A 23243-nucleotide genomic window follows, 5' to 3' on the forward strand; every position below is an offset into this window, starting at 1 on the left:
ATACTATAGCCATGATAACTCCAGAAATACTCATAAAACTCATAGGTGATGGCGAAACTCTGACTGTAGAGTTTAAGAGCGATCGCAAACCACTACCTGAGAACGAATTGGTAGAAGCTGTAGTATGCCTTGCTAACAAGCATGGTGGCAAACTAGTTATTGGTGTGGAGGATGATGGCTGTATAACAGGCTTAAATCAAAAGCTTGCAGAATGTTCTCCAGGTTTGTTGTCTGCTTTGATAGCAAGTAAAACAACACCATCTCTGTCTGTAGAAACGGCAATGATTGATTTGCCTGAAGGACGCGTGGCTGTGATAAACGTACCCACTGCACCGCAATTGGTATCAACAAGTAATGGTCGAACGCTGATACGTCGATTAGATACGCGCGGAAAACCTCAATGCCAACCACTTTATCCCAGTGAAATAGATAGTTGGTATGCTGACCGAGGTCAGCGTGATGTGACAGCACGGCTGATAACTGGAACTACCTGGGATGACCTTGATCCACTTGAATTTGTTCGTCTCCGGCGATTGCTAAGTGAATATCGTGGCGATATATCGCTTCAAGATTTATCCGATCGGGAATTAGCACAAGCTTTGGGCTTTGTACGGGGAGATGATTTAGTACCAACACTTGCAGGTTTACTTGTTATCGGACGAGAAAGTGTCTTGAGTGAGCAAGTTCCGACGCACGAAGTAGCTTTTCAAGTGTTAAGGGGTCAAGATGTTGCAATCAATGAATTTTACCGTTGGCCTTTATTACGCGTTTTTGAGCGCATTATGGAGGCATTTAGCTTGCGAAATGAAGAAAATGAATTAACAGTTGACCTCTTTCGTGTAGGTGTTCCGGCTTACGATCCACGTGCATTTCGAGAAGCTGTTAATAATGCACTTACCCACCGCGATTACAATCGTATAGGAGCAGTTCATATTCAGACACACGATGATGCGTTAGTTATCAGAAATCCAGGAGGTTTTGTTGAAGGCATTCAATTGGATTCTTTATTAGTTAGCGGCCCTTTACCAAGAAATCCATTACTCGCTGATATCTTCAAGCGAATAGGTTTGGTAGAACGTACTGGTCGTGGAATTGGACTTATATATTCTGGTCAATTACGCACTGGACATCCACTGCCAGATTATTCCGCTACTACCAATTCAAATGTCATCGTTCGGCTACCTGGTGGAAAAGCTGATTTAGATTTTGTGAAAATTATTTTAGCTGAGGAGAGGCGACTAAAACGGCTGCTTACCTTGGACGAACTAATACTCCTCAATTATCTTAGGCAAGAAGGAGAAATAAATATCGTTGAAGCAGGGCGTCTGACTCAAAAAGGAGAAGCTCATGCTCGCCATCTCCTTGAGGAATTAATGGAGAATGGTCTGGTAGAACGTATCAAAACCGCAAAACAGCGCGAGTACCATCTGAGTGCATCTGTTTATCGTCAAATGGGTCGTCCAGAAGCATATATTCGCCGTCGTGGGTTTGATCAACTACAGAGAGAACAGATGATTGTGCAGTACATCAAGACCAATGGACGTATTACACGAGGACAAACAGCAGAATTATGTCGCATCAATCGTAATCAGGCAAGATACTTACTAGGTAAACTTGCTGGTCGAGATATTTTAAAGCATATGGGTATCGGAGGGCGTAGTGGCTACTACATCTTGAGCGAAGACGCAAAGGCATCTATAAGCCTGACTGAAGAAGCAAAGATACCTGCAATTGATGACTCAAAAGTAAGTAATTTAAAACCCTCGGATACAAAATCGCAGCCTGAGCAAAAAGCGCCAATACAGCTTAAGCTTGATTTGTAAATACCAACTCTAATTTTACCGTATTTGCGATAAAAATATCTTGAACTTTGAAAATTTTTAGACTTTTGTTGAATTCTAATTCATCATCTTGGGTCAATAATCCTACAACAATATTCGTATCAACTGCGACAATGCAATAAATTCTTTACACTTTGGTATATTGCATTATTCATATCCTTAAGCTTGGGGCTACGACGCGCTACGTCTATGCATTGCTTGACGATAGAGTAATCAAGCCTCTGTACTGAAAGTTAAGAACTGGGAAACTCTAACTCAGCGCTTCCTCGTGCCAACTGCGCTGTTTCAGATGGTAGGTGTCGCTCCAACCAATCTTCTAAATCAGCTAGTACCTCGCGATAATTGAGGTCACTTTGAATCTCATGATAGGCTTCCGGATACTCAATTCTCAGCTTATCTTTGCAGTTTACCCGTTGGCAAAAGATGTCGCTTCCTGCTGGCAAAGCAACTCGGTCTGCGCCACCGTGGAGAATCAGTAATGGTAATTGCCAATCACCTGCATGAGCATTAATCCAATCAACTGTTGCAAAGAATTCTGTAGCTAGACGGGCAGTAGCAAGGGTATGTCGCATTGTATCCTGAGCGATCGCAGCTAAAATCTGCGGATCTCGTGAAGCAGTACTGATGTCAATGCCTGTATTCAGTGTAAAACGCGGCCACACCCGTGAGAGCATTTTTCCTAAAAGTACCCGAATCGGTGAAACCCCAACTTTTCCCAAGGTTGGCGCAAGAGCGATCGCACCCTGCAATAATGATGCTTGTTGGGGATAGCGCAGAATGTAATCTAAGACAATCACCCCACCCAAGCTGTGACCCAAGAGAAAAACTGGACATCCAGGATTTTGAGTCTGAATTAACTGTAAAAAGGCTCTCAGGTCTTCACGAAACTCACTCCAAGCGTTGATATGCCCTTGCTGACCCGGTGAGCGTCCATGACCGCGCAAATCTAAGGCGTAGATAGCGTATTGCTTGGGTATCAAATGAATTATATTACTATAGCGATCGCTGTGCCCTCCAAGTCCATGCACAATGGCTAATATCGCCCGGACTTTACCTTCTGGATGCCAGCTTTGGTAATACAGTTCAAGTCCTCCAACACCTGTAAATCTGCCTTCTTTACGAGAAGCTAGGCGATCGCTATGGTCAATCATCTGGTTAATTTTTTACGTATTCTCCCAACAAGCTACTAAAAAGTCAACCAAGGGTATTCCGAACCTAGAGCCAACTCTGGGCTGCATCGCTTTGTAATGCAATTCGGGTAGGCGAACCGTTACACTTTCCCCAAATAACTAGACCAAAGCGCCAGGAAGTAAACATTGCTTTGGAAAAGTTGCAAAATGCGATGCTGGCTTTGTTGCCAACCGATTACCCTGAACCAACCGGATTAAAGCTGTTACGTTATTTACTCAATCATATATTGTGGTAGAGATTATTTTTCTAAAAAGTTTGTAACTTTGAAATTTGATGTTCCCTCCCAACAGTGGTTCAGAAATGCACTTACCTGGGCATCTACTGAATCAGCCGATTCCCTAGATGCATTAAATTGTACTGCTGTCACAATGTATTCAAAGATAATTACAAACTGCTTTTGCGGTGAAATTCTTTCGACTACAATTGTTTCACCTATCTTAGGGATTTGAGGCAGATTTACCACAAACGTCTCAATTTTCGGTTTATCTAATGGATTTTTGAAATTGAAGTATTTACAGTAAACAATAATTTTCACTTAGACAACCACCAATAATAATTCAAAATTCAAAATTCAAAATTCAAAATTTAAGAGTAGATGTAGGGTGTGTTACGTTTTACTAATGCATCCTACGTTTATTCCAAAAATCTGAATTGGAAAATTGTGAATATTATAGTAAATTTTGAAAAAATATCTCTTAACTTATTTCCCTTGCCAAAGCTGGCGCAACGACTGAAAAACCTTTACAAATCTTTCTTCTAGCCAGACCATAATATAATCAAGCCATTCCAAAAGTTGCTCTAAGGGGTGCTTTTCATAACCAGTTGAAGTTGCTGTGGTTTCTATCCAGTCTGGCTGTGCCTCAACATGACTACTTTGATGAAATTGCTGTTGCAAAATTTCCCCTTTACGACTCTCGCTTTTAGTTTGGGAAATACGGGTTTGAGTTTGTTTTACAGAGGCGACTTTTCCAGATGTTTTTTGACTTGAGGCGAGGTTACTATTTGGTTGTTTTCTTTGTACTAAACCAGATCCGAATTTAGGTTGTTTTACACTCAAATTATTTTGTGGAAAATGCCTTATTGATAAACTTGGGGCTAAAGCAGGATTTTTTTCTTCAGAAAGTGTAACTGACTTGTCGGCAATGGTTTCGGTGTCACCAAATAAATCATTCCACGTTAGCCAAGGATCGTTTGTGAAATCCTGGTTCTCTCCTAGAGGGCTTTTGGATAAGGCTTTTCTAAGGCGTGACGAAAAGAGTTTACCTGGCATCTCATTACTAATCGTTGTCTCAAGTGTTTTTCTATTACCAACACCAAAAAAGTAATTAAGCGCTGCCTCAATCAAAGCCTGAAAATTCTGCGAATGAGTTTCTAAACCATCAGCGTTGGGGGCAATCTCTCCTTTAGCAGCTAATTGATCTTTGCCATAAAGAAATATGTTTAACTGGGTTTGGGCAACTTGGATAACTTCCTGGCTACGTTTTTGCGCTGGGACTAAAGCATTCGATTCCAACTTAGCAACAGCTATATCTAGAAATGCTAATAATTTATCTGTATTAAGTAAATCTTTTGGTACACCCTCGGCTAAAACTGGAATTTTCGCTGGATTTACGTCAGTGAGTTTTGCTAATAATCGGTCAATTTGTGGTAATAACTGCGTTTCTTTTTTAGCTATAATCAAACGCCAACACTGCCAGTAATTAGCAACTTCGTTAATAATTCGGTCTTCTAATTTTGCCTGTTGTTTGGGTGTTAAGATATCTAGAATTTCATTGTCGGCAGTAACAAGTACTAAATTTCGATTCATCAAATTTGTGGCAATTCCTTGCACTATTGGAAGACGCTGTTGAAGGGCATTGTCTAATTGTGAAGGGTTGAGACTGAGAGCTTGATTAGCCGTAATATTTGATGATTGAGTAAGATTAGAGTTCTTTTCAAGGAATTTGAGCCGAAAAACTCCCAATAAAGCCAAGGGATTGAAATGTTCAGATGCTTTCGTAGGAGTGGAGGCGGGTTCATCTGGTGACAGGTAATTGACTGCCTCTAGTACATTTTGAATGGGACTATCAGCATTGGGTAGAGTTTCAGGCTGGAAATCGGTATCATTTGGTTGTAACTTTAATCTAGTTTGTGGTTCTCTAGTATGTAGCGTTTTCCCAGATGATTCAGATGACTGAAACAGTAGATACACTGGGTAAAGTAGTGCCTCGACACCCCACTTAGTGGCGACTTGCAAATGCCGAAAGGTATGTTCCCACTGTTGTGTCACCCGCCGAGATTGCTGGTGGACAAAGTTAAATAGTCTGCTTTGATAACGACCAGAGGAACCAGAAGACATAGTAGTAATTTTTTAGTTCAAGTCTTGTTAAGTTGTGAGACTCGCGCCAAACAATAAAAACGACCAACACCTCATCTTAGCGAATATATGACCCCGACTGTCTCTCAATCCCAGACCAAATTTATCTCACAAACAATTGAGCAACTGCGCTCTTTTTGTCAAGTTAATATCCAGTCTACGTGGCTGTATCAGGAATCTGACTTAGTTATTACTGATGTTGTAGCTGCTGATTTGTCTGATTGGCAACCTGTCCAGTTGAATGCTAAAGAACATATTGCTTGGACGGGCGGTAAAAAAGTGCTATGGCTAGTGCAAAGATTGGTGGTTCCCCAAGATTTACAGGGTTATCCCTTAGCTGGGTTATCTTTGCGGCTGGCGCTGGTTTGGTGGGCGGATTCTGCTGAGATTTATGTAAATGGCGAGTTAGTGCTGGAGGGAGATTTATTTGATTGTTCGCCGAGAGTGCTTCTGTGTCAGGGGGTGACGCCTGGGGAAGAATTCACTGTGGCTTTGCGGTTAGTGAGTCCGGGACATTGTGATGGTGCTTTAGTGCGATCGCTCCTAGTTTATGAGTCTTATGTTGATAATAATCCCGATCCGGGTTTTGTGGCTGATGAGTTAGCTGTGGTGCAACTTTATTTGGAAAAATTTGCGCCGGAGAGGTTGGATGTTTTGGCGGCGATGGTGAGGGAGGTTACGAACCACAGAGGCGCAGAGAACACGGAGGAGGAGAAGGGAGAGTTGGTAAAGTCGTTTTTATCTCTACGCCAAAATTTAATTCAATCCGATATCTTAGCCCCCCAATTGATTGGGGGTTGGGGGGATCAAAAATCTAAAATTTTCCTGTTGGGTCATGCTCACTTAGATTTAGCATGGTTATGGCCTGTGAGTGAAACTTGGAATGCGGCGCAAAATACTTTTGAGTCGGTTTTGAAGTTGCAAGCAGATTTTCCTGAGTTAATTTTCTGTCATTCAAGCCCCGCACTTTATGCTTGGATTGAAGAATATCGCCCGGATTTGTTTAGGGCAATTCAAGCACAGGTAGCCGCCGGACGTTGGGAAGTTGTCGGCGGAATGTGGGTGGAACCAGAACTCAACCTAATTGCTGGTGAATCAATAGTCCGTCAGCTATTGTATGGTCAACGGTACATCCAAGAGAAATTTGGCAAGTTCTCAACTGTGGAATGGGTTCCAGATTCTTTTGGTTTTTGTGCCACTTTACCGCAGTTTTTCGCTAATGCTGGAATTGAGTATTTTGTGACGCAGAAGTTGCGGTGGAATGATACTACTAAATTTGATTATGGGGCTTTTTGGTGGCGATCGCCTGACGGTAGCGAAGTCTTTAGTTTGATGTCTGCACCCATCGGTGAAGCTATAGACCCAGTTAAAATGGCAACTTATGCTCTTGAGTGGCAAACCCAAACTAGTTTACCAGAATCCCTCTGGCTTCCCGGTGTCGGCGACCACGGCGGCGGCCCCACCAGTGATATGTTAGAAACCGCCCAACGCTGGCAAAAGTCTCCTTTGTTCCCAGACTTAGAGTTTACGACGGCTGAAAAGTATTTACAGCAAATCAGTAAAGGAGGCAGGAGGCAGGGGGCAGGGGGCAGGGGGCAGGGGGCAGGGGGCAGGGGGCAGGGGGCAGGAGGCAGGAGGCAGGAGGCGGAATTCAGGAGGCAGAATTCAGGAGTCAGAATTCAGGAGTCAAGAGTTATTATTCTCCCCCTGCCTCCCCTGCTTCCCCTGCTTCCCCTGCTTCCCCATCTCCCTCATTCCCTACTTGGAATGACGAACTATACTTAGAATTTCATCGCGGTTGCTACACTACCCACGGAGATCAAAAACGCTGGAATCGTCGTTGTGAAAATTTATTATATCAAGCTGAATTATTTGCTACCTTGGCGACTGTAAGCTGTGGTGTGACATATCCGAAAGCAGAAATTGAAGCAGCTTGGAAACAAGTGTTATTTCAACAGTTTCACGATATTTTACCTGGTTCTTCAATTACCCAAGTTTACACAGATGCGTTGCCTCAATGGCAGCAAGTGGAACAAATGGGAACGAAAATATTACAGGAATCACTATTAGCGATCGCATCTCACATTACCCTATCAGAACCACCAAAACCCGATAGTCTGCCTATTTTTGTTTTCAATTCTCTCAATTGGCAACGTTCTGAGGTAATCTCTGTAGCCTTACCCACGCCACCAACAACTAACCAGGAATGGCAAATTTACGATGCTTCTGGAAACCAGCTTGTCTCCCAATTATCTGAACCATCAACCCTACTATTTCTTGCCACCGAAATTCCATCCGTAGGCTACCGCATATTTTGGCTTTCTCCTTCACTCTCCAGTCCAGACGAGATGAATCGCGTTTTTCCTTCATCTCCCCCACTTTTCCCAGACTGGATTTTAGAAAATGAATTCTTGCGAGTTGTTATAGACCCCGACACCGGAGATTTATCAAGTGTTTTTGACAAAACTTATCAGCGAGAAGTTTTAAGTGGGGCGGGGAATCAACTGCAAGCTTTTAAAGACAGTGGGCAATATTGGGATGCTTGGAATATAGACCCCAATTATACTCAACATCCTTTACCCTCAACAAATCTTCAATTTATTCAGTGGTTAGAACAAGGCCCAGTGCAAAGTCGTGTGCGCGTAGTGCGTCAGTTGGGTGAATCGGAATTTTGCCAAGACTATATTCTGCAAGCTGGTTCACCTCTGCTGAACATTGCTACAACTGTCAATTGGCAAGAAAATCATGTATTAGTGAAAGCTGCTTTTCCTCTAAATATTGAAGCTGACTTTGCTACTTATGAAATTCCCTGTGGCGCGATTCGCCGCCCAACTAAACCGCAAACTCCCGCAGAACAAGCAAAATGGGAAGTTCCTGCTTTGCGTTGGGCTGATTTAACAGCAGAAAACACACAGACAGAAGATACCGCAATCCCAAATCGTTATGGTGTCAGTTTGCTCAATGATTGTAAATACGGTTATGACAGCAAACCAAATCAACTCCGTCTAACACTGCTACGCAGTTCTAATTGGCCAGACTCAAAAGCTGACCGAGGTTTTCACGAGTTCAAATATACCTTGTATCCTCATGCTGATAGTTGGGAATCAGCCCATACAGTACGGCGTGGCTATGAATTGAATATACCGTTGCAAGTGATATTCAATTGGCCACTGGCTCAACCCTCCGCTGTCGGCACTATTGAAGGAGTAAGTTTCCTAGATTTATCAGCTGAAAATTTAATCTTAATGGCCTTGAAGCCATCTGAAGACGATCCACAGCAATTAATTCTGCGATGTTATGAATCTCACGGAGAAACAGCCGAGTTATCTTTGCAAAGTGATTTAGGGTTAAATCTTGGAAATACAGTAGATTTATTAGAGCGTTCCACCTGTACTGAATTTTCATCTTTGCAACAAAAACAAATATTGATTATACAACCTTGGAAAATCGCCAATTTCAAGGTGATATCAGCGATTAATCCCAGGCTGGAGTGAGCCACCATAGTTAATGTTTAGTGATTAATAGAACAACTACTAACCATTAGACATCTGGTGAACTAAATATGTTCTATCCAAAACCTTTGTAGAGATTTAACAGTGTTGTATCTCTACATTCTTTTTCACCAGATTCCTATTAACAATTGGCTTATTTGGCCTAAAGCTAGAGAAACTGTCACCTTGTGCCAAGTAACTGAAAGTATTGATATTCGTAGCTTTCAGCGGTTATCTTTTTGACTAGCAAATCACAGATACGGCTACTCAATGCACTGGATCTGTAGCAATCGATCACGACCAAGGCGAGCTGAGATAAACTGCGTACGATTTGATGAACACCGAGAACGCTCTGGAGTCCAGCCTTCCACGGCAGACGATCCCAAATCTATCGATCCAGTAGGCTTGCATGAATTTACGCTTCCCTGATCCCAGTCGCCCTTACAGTCCGTGCCGATATAACCGCCATTTAAACGCCACGTACCTGGGTCAGCCCAGTTACCTGTCGTCGAATGACACCACCAACGAATGTAAGTATGCCCGCTAACGGGCATCTGACCAGACCACTGTGTGTTCCCTGAAGCATCTCGCTTCAAGTACAACCCGTCAATGCTCTGTGGATTGAAGCTGTTAGAGTAAGTGCGCGAAATCACCACGTCCCCGCTGCACCCATCAGTCATGGTCTCGGAAACTTGGAACACGGGTACTATAGGTCCCTGGCTTTGTGTTGGGTTTGGCTTTGGTGGCTTTTCTCCGCCGCAAATAGGTGGTGGGTCTTCGACGTCGCAATTAGGCCTAGCATATAATGTTCCTGGAGTTAAGCGATTTATTGCATTACTCGACGTATTAACGCTAAAAGCATTGCCCAGATTTGTACTACTGGTGGTGGAACCAACATTTTCAGCACTTACTTGTAGTGGTACTATTGTCAACCCACATAGTAGTGTTACTAAAGTCAAAGTACTGTTTCTAGCTAGACTTTGAAACCTATTACTCTTCATTGTATTTTTAGAGATAGAGATAAAGCTTTTGATTTAAAAACAGTTGGGACTGTAATTTTTGCGGAATTATTGAGAAAAAAGTTGTAAAAATATACAGTATGGACAGAGGAATTTTTATTCCCAAACTCATGCTTGGGAATTTTGGGTGATTTTGGCATAGTGCTAGAGAATTTATCATGAAGTGCCACGCAAAGATGCAAAGTTCTGATTTTCTTTGGTTTTGGAACTTGTGCTCATTTCTTCTGAATTTTGATGTCAAAAATTCATCAATTTCTCTTGGTCAAACGAGAAATGTTCCGCCACTGTTGAAAAGAGGAACTACGTAACCTTTTATGTTTCTGGGAAGATAACCGCTGAAAGCTACGAATATCGATACTTTCAGTTACTTGGCACAAGGTGACAGTTTCTCTAGCTTTAGGCCTATTTGTATCACCAGTCATCAATAGACATCTCTAGAAACTAATTATCTGCCTTATCCAAAATCCTTAGTAGGCAAAATTCATCTAGCTGAAGGCTTCCTATACCACTTCGTGGAAGCAAGCTACGCGTAGCGTCTCTGTTATGAGAAGGGTATTATGCCTACGTCATTTTCACTCCTATCCTTAATAGCGTCGGCGGATAATCTGATATCGTCCGTAGGGCTGCCGTCGTTCAATAATCTGGCGTTGTCTAAAACGCTGCCGTTGTTGGATTCTCTGATATCGTTCGTAAGGCTGCCGTCGTTGGATTCTCTGATATCGTCCGTAGGGCTGCCGTCCTCGGATTCTCTGGTATCGTCCATAGGGCTGCCGTTCTCGGATTATCTGCCGTCGTCGGATTCTCTGGTATCGTGTTGACCGCCGTTGAGCAATCAAAAGCTCTCCGGTTTTATTTCCAACCAGGTTAGCATCTGGCGCAACGCTCTGTTCATTCAGAGTATTACTTAGAGAAATATCTTTCGCTTCAACTAATGAGGGCGGAGACACAAAGGCAAATAGCAATACTGCTATTGAAGATAACTTCCTGAAACCTTTCATGTTTTTGCTTCTCTAAACTTTCGGTAATAACTTTATTAAAACACTTTAAAGTCTGAAAGTTATCGTTCGCGCATTTTTTGAAACTTAATTTAGTATGAAATTTAATATTGCAATTTCATCCTTTTGTATAATTGCAATTTTTATAAAATTGTGTATATAAATAGTTAGTATCTAACAGGATGTAATTTTTTCACCACATAGATACAGTATACAGTTATTAATTAAACAAGCTAAATTTTTTATTACAATTTGAGTTCAAAAGCCTTACTGGGTAAGGGAAATATCCTCCCAAATTTTAATTTATAAAAATTTTAGATCGGACTTATCTCCATTCCACAAGATGTATCAAAACTGTATCAAATGCAAAGGATAACTGCTAAATATTCTTAGCGAAAGCTGTAAATAATAATCTGTTACTGGGTTTTTAGCTTCAGGCAACTATCTTGTTAAGTGCTGCGTTTTTCTCATCTTCTGCCTGACTTCTTTACAAGAGGCTGCGGCAACGACTACGCTCTGTTACCACTTGCTTTCTGCCTCTTGTCTGATTGTTGAGCGTAGTCGAAACACTGTCTTACACCTCTTTTAAGGATATCTTCTGCTACCTCCACCCACTACACCAATTTTGTGGCGATAGGAGAGTTCAGCGCCGAACCAACCAGAAGCACTGGTTAGCGTACCGACAACAAGCGAGATTAACAGTCCCCAAGGTACGATTCGGGATTCAGCATCACCTAAACGTAAGAGAAAGTTAACGAGTGATAAAACTAGTATAGAAACGTTAAGTATCAAATGCGTCCAACCGGCGGTGCGCTTGCGGACTCGTTCAATTTTCACAAAGTCGCTCAGACCGATCGCAGATGCAAGAATGCCTCCAGCTAATCCAAGTCCGATTAACCATAGCGAAGCCCTAGCCCAAAAGAAATCGCCAGTTAACCAGTAACCAATGTCACTACCCAAGGCGGCGGCTAAAAAGGCTATGGGAAAGATCACACTCAAGGGGTGTAGGGGATGTCCGGCGATCGCAACTGTACTAGGTACACCTGTATCACGATACTCACTATCGTTACTTTCAATAACTGGTGGAATATTTGGGAAAGGTGTTGAACCTGTTTGTGTTGTTTCTGTAGTTTCCATTATTAGTATCCTGAATTTATGAACGTTACATTTTTAAGCTGAAGGAATTTTTTCCACATAAGCTTCAGCTTGTAAGATTAGTTTACCGACTTCTACTTTTAGTTGGTTGACTTGCAAACTCATACCATCTAAATCAAAGTTACTTAGATTCAAAATTTCGCTAGTTTGATCGATCAAAGCTTTTGTCAAATCTGGCGATATTTCCTCACTTTCGCCATACTCGACATTTTCCAAAGCAACACTTTTTCCATTACTGCTAATTCTGGGGACTGCGGAAAAAGCAACTTGCTGATTTTCACCAGTTTCTACTAATTTTATGCTGGCATTTAGTGCTACTTTCTCATCACCCGGTAATCGAAAATCTACATTTTGAGGTTCAATTGTCTTCAATTGTCCGTTAATATGTATTTTCTGACTTTGCAGTTGCGATCGCACATATTCGGAGTTGAAAGCACGATTGATATCAGCTTCGGTTAACACAACCTGTGCATTAGCTTCTGTCGGTTTAGTTAGTTCAATTTTACCAAAAGCCACACTTAGAGGATTAATGGCAACATTAGTCATTTGCATTTCCAATTCCTCCATACGGAGGTCTTTCTGCATAACTAAACCATCACCTTCAATCGTGACTTCATCCACCTCTCCCTGAACCAGTTTCAGCGGGTCTGTTTTGATGTCTACATCTAAATTTTCTACTTCATCTAATTGACTAGATAATCCTATTTCTGCCGCTTTATTGAGAGCTTGCTCTCCTAATCCAGGATTGTCTGGCATTATGTAAATTAACTCCTAGTTAAAAGCACATCCTTGAGTAAATTTAATAAACTAACAGCAGAGTTTTATCTATCTGTCGATGGAATATAAATTTAAATATTATCTATCTAATTTGAAATTTAAATTTTACTTATATACTACTTTTATCCTTTACTGCCTCTGCACTTGGAGCGATTTGTTATAAAATTGACACAAACCCAATATTTCAGTTGAGTTATTCTGACTGCTAAAACTTTTTTATTTATACAATGCTCTCAGAACGTTTTACCGCAGCCCTGATCTACGCCACCCAACTACACGCCAACCAAGTTCGTAAAGGTTCAGGTGTCCCTTATGTTGCCCATTTATTAGGTGTCACCAGTATTGCTTTAGAATACGGGGCAAATGAAGATGAAGCGATCGCAGCTCTATTACACGATGCGATCGAAGATCAAGGCGGCGCTGCAACACGAGAAGAAATTCGCCGTCGCTTTGGTGACAATGTAACGGCAATTGTAGATGGTTGTACTGACGCTGATACAACTCCAAAACCCCCTTGGCGACAGCGTAAGGAGGCATACATTGCTCATATTCCTACAGCTTCCCCATCAGTACTGCTGGTGTCATCCGCTGACAAACTTTACAATGCCCAATCTATTCTCAAAGATTATCGCATTTTGGGCGAATCACTTTGGGAACGTTTTCATGGACGTAAAGAAGGTACTCTTTGGTATTATCGGGCGCTTGTAGAGGCTTTTAAAAAGACTGAAAGCACTGTAATAATTGAGGAATTAGAACGGGTGATTTCGGAAATTGAAGTCTTAGCATCTACATAAAAAATTTATTTACCCAGAAGTAGATAAAAGATTTATTAGAACTAGATAAACGGATTTTTTACAAACACGATATAGTCATGTTTCTTACGAATAAATTTTGGCTTTTAGGTTCTCTCTCTAGATAAAAAACCTTTCTCTCGGTAGATAGGTGTACTGATATGATTGTGACTGGTATGTTACCAATATGACGATAGTAAGACAAAACACCCTAAATCCAACTGTAAATCCTCCAGAAAACTTGCCAGAAAAGTATGCAGAAGCAGAGCGGATGCGTGATGTTCTGCTCTTACTGCAAAACTTGATTAACAGTGAAGAAGCCACTGTAAAACTAATTCTGGATTGTCTTTATGATGTTGGTTCAGTCAATTTGATTAATCAAAAGCTTCGCCTGAAACCCTTAAACAGGGTGATGAAATTAATTGCCCGAATGTCTAAACCAGTTTTTAGAATCATAGCTTTAAATTGGTTTAAAAAGAACTGTCCGCAACTGATTACTAATTGGCTACACACACAAGTCTCGTTTGAAAATCCCCAAAAGACACCCGAACAAGTAGCTATTGAAGTTGTACAACTAGAACCATATTCCATCCCACAAAGAGAAAGCCTGAGCCAAGAGATAAAAAATCTGCGCTATCAGGTTAGATGGCTAGCTGGAATTTCAATAATTGCGATTGCTGCTTTAGTCATAAAAGCCACTTGGTTAAACTAAAACCAATGAATTATGAATATTATGCCTCTGCCCAAACCAATTTTGGAGGACATAGAAATACACCTGCTCTTGGAAGGTGTGTATCAGTACTACGGTTATGACTTTCGCAATTATGCTCTTTCATCACTCAAACGCCGTATTCAAGGCTTCATGCAATTAGAAGGGGTAGCAAATATTTCTGCATTGCAAGAGCGGTTACTGCATAATCGCGCTTATTTAGAAAGATTTTTGCTGGCTCTGACGGTGAATGTCACATCAATGTTTCGCGATCCCAGCTTTTATAATACCTTCAGGAATCAGGTTATTCCCTTCTTACAAACCTATCCGTTTATTCGGATCTGGCACGCTGGATGTTCAACTGGTGAAGAGGTCTATTCAATGGCAATTTTACTGCAAGAAGAAGGACTTTATCACCGTTGCCGCATATATGCCACTGATACGAATGAGAAGGTATTACAAAATGCCAAAAGTGGGATTTTCTCGCTGAAAATGATGCAGGAATATACTCACCTGTATTTAAAAGCAGGCGGCAAGAAATCTTTCTCAGAGTATTATACAGCAGCTTATGACAATGCTATTTTTCGAGCCTCCCTAAGAGAAAATGTTGTTTTTGCCCAGCACAATTTAGCCACTGATAGTTCTTTTAATGAGTTTAATGTGATTCTTTGTCGTAATGTCCTCATATATTTTAATCAGGTACTTCAGAAACGCGTACACGAACTGTTTTATAATAGCCTTTGTACCTTTGGCATATTGGGTTTAGGAAGACAAGAATCTATCAGGTTCACCTCTTATGAGCCTTACTATGAAGAGTTAGTCAAGGGAGAAAAAATATATAGGAAAATAGCAGGTAAGTGAAAAGAATACTTGAAATTAGTAATTGAATTATAAATTATGAATTATCTTAAAATAACTAATAACCAATACCCCGAAAATTAGGAATAAAATTCGCTCGTTGTCAAAAGACAGTCTGTCAAACATTTTTTATTGTGTTCAGAAGATAGATTTAACGCTCACTTAAGGTAAATTACACATTAAAGTCTTAAAGGAGATTGTCGATGCAACTTCTCGAATATCCTCCTGTTGCAGTCATTGCTGGAGAAAATGCGGTTCATGTTTCTCAACTACCTTCTATATGGCAAGACATTGCTAGAGGAACCACAAGTGTCGGACTTTCCCAGCCCCAAAGCTATGTTGAGATGGCACAGCTATTTTTGTATAAATTAGAACGTGGTGATGTTGATTTATTTAGCGATCGCCCCCAACTAGCTCACCTAATACCATCATTTTCTCAGCTATTTGCACAACTAGCATGGGAAACCTTAGAGTTTTTTGGACAAGACTTTCTCAAACACAGCTATCCGAACTTTGCAGAAATTCTTTGCGATCTGGAGTCAAAAGGAATCGATTACGCTGATGAAGTAAAAGTGGCTCGCATCGGCATAGATTTATTTAATGAATTTGGTTATGAACTACCTGCTAGCTTTTATCACGTGCATTTAGCCCCAATTTACCGCGATCATGTTTTTGAAGAACGTGCTTTGCGATTCGATCGACGCGATATTGAGCATAAACGTGCTTGGGATGCCATACTCCATGCAGGTAAGGTATTTGCTATTCAAATGAAGGTGCAAAGTATTGCTTCCAAATACGGTTTTACTTATCAGCATGGCTGCGGTTGCAACTCTCATCTATCTTCTATTGATGTATCTTGTGGGGCGTTTGAATATGAATTAAGTTTCGACAAGCGTCAGCGATGGATTCGCAGTTTCATCTGGACTGCTTGGTATGAGTATGCCTTCTTTGCGATCGTACCAAATACGAGTTATTTGGTTTAATGCCTCGTCTTAAAAAGAAAAAGTAAGTAAATAAGTAAGTGGACTAGAATAAATCAAACTATGTTAGTTATGTAATTTAATTATTCACAGCCACTTACTTAGAACAACAGTTTTAAGAAATCGGTTCAAAAACCATTTGCGGAATTAACACTTTATCTTGTAATTGTCCAACACCTAAAAAGCGAGTCTCTTCTTGATAAACTCTTACTATCCCAGTAACATCAGAGTTCAGAGAAACTCGCTGACCTTGACACCATTTTTGAGCAGATGTTGCTGGTAAAATCACAGACGACAAATGTTGTAACGCTGCATCAGGGGCAAGAAGTTGAAATGTCCCGCCTTGCAATTTAGCTTCTAAGTCGGTGAAAGTGAGACTATCGGTTAAATCGAAACCACTGCTTTGGGTACGGATCAAAGCCGCCAGAGTGCCACCAGTTTCTAAGATTGCACCTAAGTCACGAGCGATCGCTCTAATATATGTACCAGAACCACAGGCGATCGCCACATCCAATTCGGGAAAATCTCCTTCTCTCCAGTCCAAAATATCTATCTGGAAAATTTCCACTGTTCGCACTGGAACTTCCACTATTTCACCTTTACGTGCTAAGTCATAGAGACGTTTCCCATCCACTTGAATTGCACTATAATTCGGTGGTATTTGCTCAATCTTGCCTTCAAATTTTGCCAGTGCAGTTTTCACCTCTGCTAAACTCAATCCAGCACAAGCTTGAGAACTAATGATTTCACCTTCTAAATCATCGGTTGTAGTCCGCACACCCAAACGAATGGTAGCCTTGTAAGCTTTGTTTTCTGGCAGATATTGCAATAATCTTGTGGCTTTACCAAGTGCGATCGGTAAAACCCCTGTTGCTGCTGGATCTAAGGTTCCCGCGTGTCCTACACGTTTGAGGCGCAACAATTTTCGCACCCGCGCTACGCAGTCGTGGGAAGTCCAGCCAAATGGTTTGTTTAAGTTGAGAAAACCTTGAAATAACACAAAATCAATACTTACAGCTTCTAAACTCTATTAAATACTTATTTAATGCTCAAAGCATTAATATTTAGCAATTAAAGTTTATCAAAACAGGAGTCAGGAGTCAGAATTCAGAAGTCAGAAGTCAGAAGTCAGAATTCATTTTGATCGAAAAAACGGATAGCAAGTCGTAGAGAGCGTCTTGATTGCTGAATTCTGAATTCTCTATTCTAGATTCTTCTTCAATTCAGTATCAAGACATTTTCTAAGCACTTTACCGAATAATATCCAAAAAGTGCAGATAACGCCGAGTATTTTCAGCAAATATCACGATGTCATTTATAACTTCCAATACATAAAACTGTAATAATCAAGAAAATTCAAAGAAAACTTAATAAATTATTTGATGGACAATCAAATAATTTATTTATAGCTTTTTGAGCAAAAACAAATATCAATAGTTTTTACGAACATAAATCACATGAAAAAATCAATCTTCACTACTACATTGCTTTTTTGCTCTATGTTGATTATGAGTTGTAGTAACTCAGACAATAGTGCTTCTCAACAGAATAAAGTTAATCCAGCAAATGCTACAACAGCTACGCAAGTTAATTCTGAATCTATTTCTGTAAGTCAAGAAAAACTAGATAACAGTAAAAAAACTATTAAGTCAGCATCAACTGAAAAAACATCTCCGAAAAACAATCAATCCAAGGAAATTAAAAACGATAATCCAAGTTTTGGTACTATCAAAGATATGCAAAACGGAGACTTGAAATGCTACGTTACTGTTGTCGATAAAAATGGCAAAGTACATGAAGGTGTCGGTGCAACCTTTGAAGTTTGCGAACCAGAGAAATACGTCAACAAAAAAGTAAAAATGTCTTATTCTCTAGAGAACGTCAGTGATTGCCAAAGTTCTGAGCCTTGCGGAAAAACAATCAAAGAATGGTTAATTAGCAAGATAGAAATTCAAAAGTAATAATTATATCATGTCCGCCTGATTGTTTATTAAACCCGAAGAACCCCACCCCGCCAAAGCTGTGCTTTGTCTCTCTGCCCCGCAAGCGGGGAGGGGTTGGGGGTGGGGTTCTTTTATTATGGGTAATTTGGCGGACATTATATTACAATATGCTTTTTAAAATTATCTAAATTAAGTGGATGATGGGGATAATTGACCAGTTGGGCATATTTTCGGTAAGCTAACTGTAACTTTAGTTCCTTGCCCCACTTCACTTGACAAAGTAATATTGCCCCTATGTAACTCGACACAAGCTTTAGCGATCGCTAGTCCTAAGCCTGTACCAGGAATTGTGTCAACGTTACTTCCACGGCTAAAGGATTGAAACAAATTTTCTCGATCTACCATCGGGATACCAATTCCACAGTCTTTGATGTAAAAAATGGCTTCTGATTCTTTGCCGATCAGGTGGAATTCTACACTACCTCCATCTGGAGAGTACTTAATTGCATTGGACATTAAGTTAATAAAAATTTGTTGCAAAAGTCCGCGATCGCCCCAAAATCCATGATGATTACCAGTAATTTTAAAAATCAATTCGTGGCGATCGCTTACTGTTTCTCGCTCTTGTTCTAAAAGGTCAGAAAAAAATTGTAGTAAATCGACTGATATCGGTTGAAACTTGGGTTTTTCCAGTTCAAGTTGGTTAACCAGAAGCATATTATCCACGAGTTTGGACATATACCTCGCTTTCTGTTCAATGATTCCCAAGAACCTCTGTTGTTTGGACTCATCTAGTTGCTGGCTATGTTTTACCAAAGTTGATGCCGCAGCCAGAATTGAAGTTAGCGGCGTTCGATACTCATGGGAAACCGTTGTAATTATTTGAGATTTAAATACATTGAGTTGCTTTTCTTTGGCCAGGGCTGCTTGAGTTTGGGCTAACAATTCCGCCTGTTGAATTGCGATCGCTAACTGTACTGATACTTCATTAAGCATTTCTGCATCATCAGTTTGCCACTGTCGCTCCCCGGAATTATGGTGAGCAATCAATAAACCCCAAAGCTTGGGTGTTGGGTTCCCATTGTTGCTCAGATTAATCGGAACTACCAGATTTGCCTTACTATTAAATTGCTCTTTTAGGCTGACACAATTACACAAGCCAAGCTCATAGATATAAGGCATTGGCGATTGGGAATTAGGCACAAAAGGCAGAGGGACGGAGGGGCACAGAGGCAGAGGGGAAAGACCTACTGCAACTTCTCCCTTGCTCCCTGCTCCCTGCTCCCTGCTCCCTGCTCCCTGCTCCCTGCTCCCCTGCTCCCCAGTCCCAGCGCCAACGCGATCGCACAATGCTACAGTGCTGTATGACTCAACTGATGAGGCGACTATTTTACCACCTGTATCTGGGGCAAACTGATAAACCATCACGCGATCGCACTTCAGAAGTTGCTGTACTTCGGCTACAGCCGTATTCAAAATTTGCTCTAGGTTAAGAGACTGGCGAATTCGTAAAGCAGTTGTGGCAATTAGGCGTTGTCTCTCCTGAGTTTTGAGCAGTTGGGCTTGCAAGCACGACTGCTTAATGGCGTTGCGGACTGCTAGTTGCAGCACATCCTGTGTCAGATTTTGCTTGACTAAGTAATCCAAAGCACCGCGTTTCATTACCTGCACAGCGATTTCTTCATCACCGCGCCCTGTCAACATAATCACGGGGACAGAAGTCTTAAATATCTCCTGCTGGATGCGATCGAAAAATTCTAACCCACTCATATCAGGTAGGCAAAAATCCAGCAAAATGACATCGCAGCGTACTTTTTGGCACAAAGCAAGTCCTTCTTCTGCACAGTCTGCCTCTAAAATCTGGTAGGACTGGTGCGGATCTTTCAAAAGATATCGACGATAGATTTTCCGATCTGCGGCACAATCATCGATGATAAGTAGCGTCCATGTGTCCAACATAAGGTTATGAGGATCAGGGAGCTATATAGATCCCTTTTATCCAGATTGTGTTTTCTTGCATAATTCTAAAAATAATATAAAATAAGTGTAAATAAAATCTAAATTCTTTAGTAATCTCTAAAGAAACACCAAATAGTCAAAAACAGGAGAATGGGGAAAAGGAATCTACACACAGACAAACAGACACAGTGACTTAAAGAGGAAAATGTCTCTGTGTTCTCTGAGCCGTCTCCTTTATTATCCTTTTTTCCCTGCTGCTAGATCGACAAAAAATAAATAAATTAATCCAACACAGGCGGCGTATTAGCTTCAAGCCAGTAGTCTACAAATGCCTGGATCGTCTTTTTTAGTTCTTGAGCATCCATCGGTTTTACCAGATATCCATTTGCGCCCTTTTGGTAGCACAATTCAATATCCTTGGGGTTAGATGATGTGGTAAAAACAACGATGGGGATTCCCTTGAAACTCTTATCCTGCTTGAGCCGATCTAAAATGTCACGCCCATCAATACCTGGCAAGTTGAGATCGAGCAAGATTACAGAGGGTCGTAATGCTACTTTTGAGTTGGGTAGGTCTTCGTCCTTAGCGTAGGCATCGTTTCCCTGTTGATAAAGGAACTCTAAAACCTCATCCCCATTCGTACAACGGTGTATGGGATTCTGGACAGACATACGCCGCATCAGACGTTGCAGCATCCGAAAATCTTCATTGCTGTCCTCAACAACGAGCAGCGGTTCATGAAGTTTTTTTGTCATTCGTGGTCTTAAAAGAGCTTAACAAAAATATATATTTAGTCATTATCTTAAACTATTCCAGCGTAAAATAAAAAATCGAGCCAACGCCTACGGTAGATTCAACCCAAATTTGACCGTTATGAAGCTCAACAATCTTCTTAACAATAGCTAATCCTGCACCTGCTCCTCCACCGTACTTTTGCTGGGAATGGAGCCGCTTAAATAATCTAAAGATAGTTTCTAGGTGATGCTGGGGAATTCCAATGCCGTTATCTCGGACATAAAATATTGGGCATTGGGCATGGGGCATGGGACATTGGGTATGAGTTATTCCCCTTGTCTCCCCCTGCTCCTCTGCTCCCCTGCCCCTCTGCCCCTCTGCCTCTTGTTGAGAAAAGTAGCCAATCTCAACCCATTGCTCTGTCTTATCGTTATATTTGAACGCATTACCAAGCAGATTACTGAAGACTTCATTAACCAGGACTCGATCGCACAAAACTGTTGGTAAAGGTCGAGGAATGCGGATATCTACAAGCCCAGAGTCTTGGCGACTAGCACGAAAAATGTCGATTACTTGGTTGAGTAATTCGTTGAGGTCAGTTGCTTGCAAACGCAGTTGTGCTTGTCCTAACTGCGATAACCGCAGCAAAGCATTAATCAGAGTTTCCATGCGTACAGACAAGGATACTACTGTTTGCAAGCACTCAATTCCATCATCATCTAATACTTGGGCATAGTCTTCTAGCAGCACTGTTGAAAAGTTATAAATGCCTCGCAAAGGTTCTTTGAGGTCGTGGGAAGCGGCGTAGGCAAAGGATGCTAGTTCTTGATTGCTGCGTTCTAACTCCAGGTTGATTTTAGCTAATTCATCTGCTTTCGAGAGTACAATACCAACGATCGCATTATTCAAAGCGATCGCACTGTCAAGTTCGCAAGGTTTCCAAGATAGAGAAGTTAATCTAACCGTTTCTTGCCATTGTTCAAAGGATTTTCGGGGAGACAGGGTATAGCTACCGTCTGCCTGTGCTTGCATGGATTCTTGTGGATTTCCTGCCCAGTGTACCGTTTGAAGAACTTCAGGGCGAAACCAAAGGATATAATAGCGCCGAATTTTAGAAATCCGCAGTAGCAACAAGCCACTAGCAGTATCTTTAAATACTAGTGCCTCTTGGTAAAGCTTCGGCAGAGAATCAGTAGCAAACAGATTGTCACTAACTTGGGTATTCGCCCATTCAATCAGTGCTTGAACTTCATCAATATTCGGTGTTGTCCCCACAAGGGTAATTTCATTATCCAGACAAACCGCCGCTCCTGAAGCACTAACAAGATCGAGCAAGCGGAGTTCCGGTTTGATTAAGGCATCGATAAAATTGTCTGCTTGGGAAATAGACTCAAGGAACTCAGACTGTAGCGATTTGAGTTTTACTTCATAATCCCATTCCGAGTTACTAATTTTGTGTGCTAATTCTGAAGATGCAATCTGTCCCAAAAATTCGCACATTTTACGGACTTCGTAAGAAATATACTTTGGTGTTTGATGGTGGCAGGATATTAATCCCCAAAGCTTCTGCTCTTGAATAATTGAAATCACCAAAAGAGCCTTCACCCCCATATTTTGATGATATTCAGTACAACACCAATCAAAACTCCGTAGCAGACAGTAGCTTAAGTCAAGATGCTGATGTGTTGTCGGATTTTCCGTTGGAACTAGTTTGACAGGTTCGGCAGTCAAATCGGGGAGAAATCTCAGAAAGCAGCGCGTGTATAACTCCCTAGCCTGCGCTGGAATATCTGTAGCGGGATAGTGGAGTCCTAAATAAGGTGATAAATCTTCCCGTTTAACTTCTGCAACCACAGAACCCGCTTCTGATTCGTCAAATTGATAAACCATCACCCGATCGAAACCGATGATTTTTTGAACTTCTTCGGCTACTAAATGCAAAAATTCTCCCAAATTCGATGTCCTTTGCATTTTAGCGATCGCTTCACTCGCAAAACTATGAAAGTTTAAGAAACTCATCTCAAATTCCGAGTCAGTTGGTTCTAGCTCCAGAATCACAGCTTCTTCTGTACGATGAGCAATAGCATCAAAGTATATTTCTCCATACAAAGTATTTATTAGTACTTTAAAAACATTAGCGCTGCCAATCTTTTTTACTAAGCACTGCTTGACAATTTCCACTGGCTGAGGCTCAAGTAAATAGCTCAAAGGTTGACCGAGCAACTCTTCTGGAGCTTTGCACAAATACACTTGAGTATTGTTGCTAACTTGCAGTATCTGTAACTGATTACTGAGTGCCAGAAGAATGCCATGAGGTTGAATAGAGCCAGGTATGTGAATAGGTTTGCGATCGTGGTTAGTCAGGGCATTAGCTTGGGCTGTAGTATATTCCGGCTGGCTCATAACTTAACTTATGTAAAGCTAGTTTTAAAATAGCGTAATT

Annotated in this window: 16 protein-coding genes and 1 pseudogene; 7 read left to right on the forward strand and 10 right to left on the reverse strand. The window is 41.1% G+C overall.

Annotation, left to right across the window (positions count from 1 at the left end; genetic code table 11):
• Positions 1-11: 11 nt before the first annotated feature.
• Positions 12-1823, forward strand: coding sequence for an RNA-binding domain-containing protein (locus RM368_RS16695; protein WP_322695086.1), 1812 nt, complete (start codon positions 12-14; stop codon positions 1821-1823).
• 251 nt (positions 1824-2074) lie between these two features.
• Here the strand turns inward: RM368_RS16695 and RM368_RS16700 are convergent, their stop codons facing one another.
• From RM368_RS16700 to RM368_RS16710, 3 genes are all read right to left on the reverse strand, one after another.
• Complete coding sequence (locus RM368_RS16700; RefSeq protein ID WP_322695087.1) at positions 2075-2992, reverse strand: alpha/beta hydrolase; 918 nt, start codon at positions 2990-2992, stop codon at positions 2075-2077.
• Between the two features lie 278 nt (positions 2993-3270).
• A complete protein-coding gene (locus tag RM368_RS16705; RefSeq protein WP_322671179.1) occupies positions 3271-3567 on the reverse strand; it encodes a hypothetical protein in 297 nt (98 codons plus the stop codon).
• 165 nt (positions 3568-3732) lie between these two features.
• The gene (locus RM368_RS16710) at positions 3733-5370 is read right to left on the reverse strand and encodes a hypothetical protein (RefSeq protein ID WP_322695088.1); all 1638 of its coding nucleotides are present in this window, start codon (positions 5368-5370) and stop codon (positions 3733-3735) included.
• Positions 5371-5457: 87 nt separating this feature from the next.
• Between RM368_RS16710 and RM368_RS16715 the strand changes: the two are divergent.
• Positions 5458-8882: pseudogene (locus RM368_RS16715) on the forward strand (alpha-mannosidase).
• A gap of 1600 nt (positions 8883-10482) precedes the next feature.
• Here RM368_RS16715 and RM368_RS16720 read toward each other — a convergent pair.
• The 3 genes from RM368_RS16720 to RM368_RS16730 form a co-directional block, all read right to left on the reverse strand.
• The gene (locus RM368_RS16720) at positions 10483-10896 is read right to left on the reverse strand and encodes a hypothetical protein (RefSeq protein WP_322695089.1); all 414 of its coding nucleotides are present in this window, start codon (positions 10894-10896) and stop codon (positions 10483-10485) included.
• Positions 10897-11478: 582 nt separating this feature from the next.
• Positions 11479-12030 carry a DUF2231 domain-containing protein gene (locus RM368_RS16725; RefSeq protein ID WP_322695090.1) on the reverse strand — a complete coding sequence of 184 codons (552 nt, stop codon included), beginning with the start codon at positions 12028-12030 and terminating at the stop codon, positions 11479-11481.
• A gap of 33 nt (positions 12031-12063) precedes the next feature.
• Positions 12064-12804, reverse strand: a complete 741-nt coding sequence (locus RM368_RS16730) for a DUF2993 domain-containing protein (RefSeq protein WP_322695091.1) — start codon at positions 12802-12804, stop codon at positions 12064-12066.
• 248 nt (positions 12805-13052) lie between these two features.
• On the opposite strand from RM368_RS16730, the gene RM368_RS16735 reads away from it, so the two are divergent.
• From RM368_RS16735 to RM368_RS16750, 4 genes are all read left to right on the forward strand, one after another.
• Positions 13053-13619 carry an HD domain-containing protein gene (locus RM368_RS16735; RefSeq protein ID WP_322695092.1) on the forward strand — a complete coding sequence of 189 codons (567 nt, stop codon included), beginning with the start codon at positions 13053-13055 and terminating at the stop codon, positions 13617-13619.
• A gap of 184 nt (positions 13620-13803) precedes the next feature.
• Positions 13804-14328 carry a hypothetical protein gene (locus RM368_RS16740; protein WP_322695093.1) on the forward strand — a complete coding sequence of 175 codons (525 nt, stop codon included), beginning with the start codon at positions 13804-13806 and terminating at the stop codon, positions 14326-14328.
• A 21-nt stretch (positions 14329-14349) separates the two neighbouring features.
• Entirely contained in the window at positions 14350-15186 is an 837-nt protein-coding gene (locus RM368_RS16745; protein ID WP_322695109.1) for a protein-glutamate O-methyltransferase CheR, read from the forward strand.
• A gap of 200 nt (positions 15187-15386) precedes the next feature.
• Entirely contained in the window at positions 15387-16166 is a 780-nt protein-coding gene (locus RM368_RS16750; protein WP_322695094.1) for a hypothetical protein, read from the forward strand.
• A gap of 112 nt (positions 16167-16278) precedes the next feature.
• Here RM368_RS16750 and truB read toward each other — a convergent pair whose 3' ends face one another.
• Complete coding sequence (gene truB / locus RM368_RS16755; protein ID WP_322695095.1) at positions 16279-17163, reverse strand: tRNA pseudouridine(55) synthase TruB; 885 nt, start codon at positions 17161-17163, stop codon at positions 16279-16281.
• A 457-nt stretch (positions 17164-17620) separates the two neighbouring features.
• Here truB and RM368_RS16760 point away from each other — a divergent pair, with 457 nt between their 5' ends.
• A complete protein-coding gene (locus RM368_RS16760; RefSeq protein WP_322695096.1) occupies positions 17621-18124 on the forward strand; it encodes a hypothetical protein in 504 nt (167 codons plus the stop codon).
• A gap of 171 nt (positions 18125-18295) precedes the next feature.
• On the opposite strand, the gene RM368_RS16765 is transcribed toward RM368_RS16760, so the two are convergent.
• The 3 genes from RM368_RS16765 to RM368_RS16775 form a co-directional block, all read right to left on the reverse strand.
• Entirely contained in the window at positions 18296-20065 is a 1770-nt protein-coding gene (locus tag RM368_RS16765) for an ATP-binding protein (RefSeq protein WP_322695097.1), read from the reverse strand.
• A 281-nt stretch (positions 20066-20346) separates the two neighbouring features.
• Positions 20347-20820, reverse strand: coding sequence for a response regulator (locus RM368_RS16770; RefSeq protein WP_322671192.1), 474 nt, complete (start codon positions 20818-20820; stop codon positions 20347-20349).
• 52 nt (positions 20821-20872) lie between these two features.
• Complete coding sequence (locus tag RM368_RS16775) at positions 20873-23203, reverse strand: ATP-binding protein (protein ID WP_322695098.1); 2331 nt, start codon at positions 23201-23203, stop codon at positions 20873-20875.
• Positions 23204-23243 lie beyond the last annotated feature (40 nt).

It is taken from the genome of Nostoc sp. DedSLP03, assembly GCF_034530815.1.
Lineage (GTDB): Bacteria > Cyanobacteriota > Cyanobacteriia > Cyanobacteriales > Nostocaceae > Nostoc.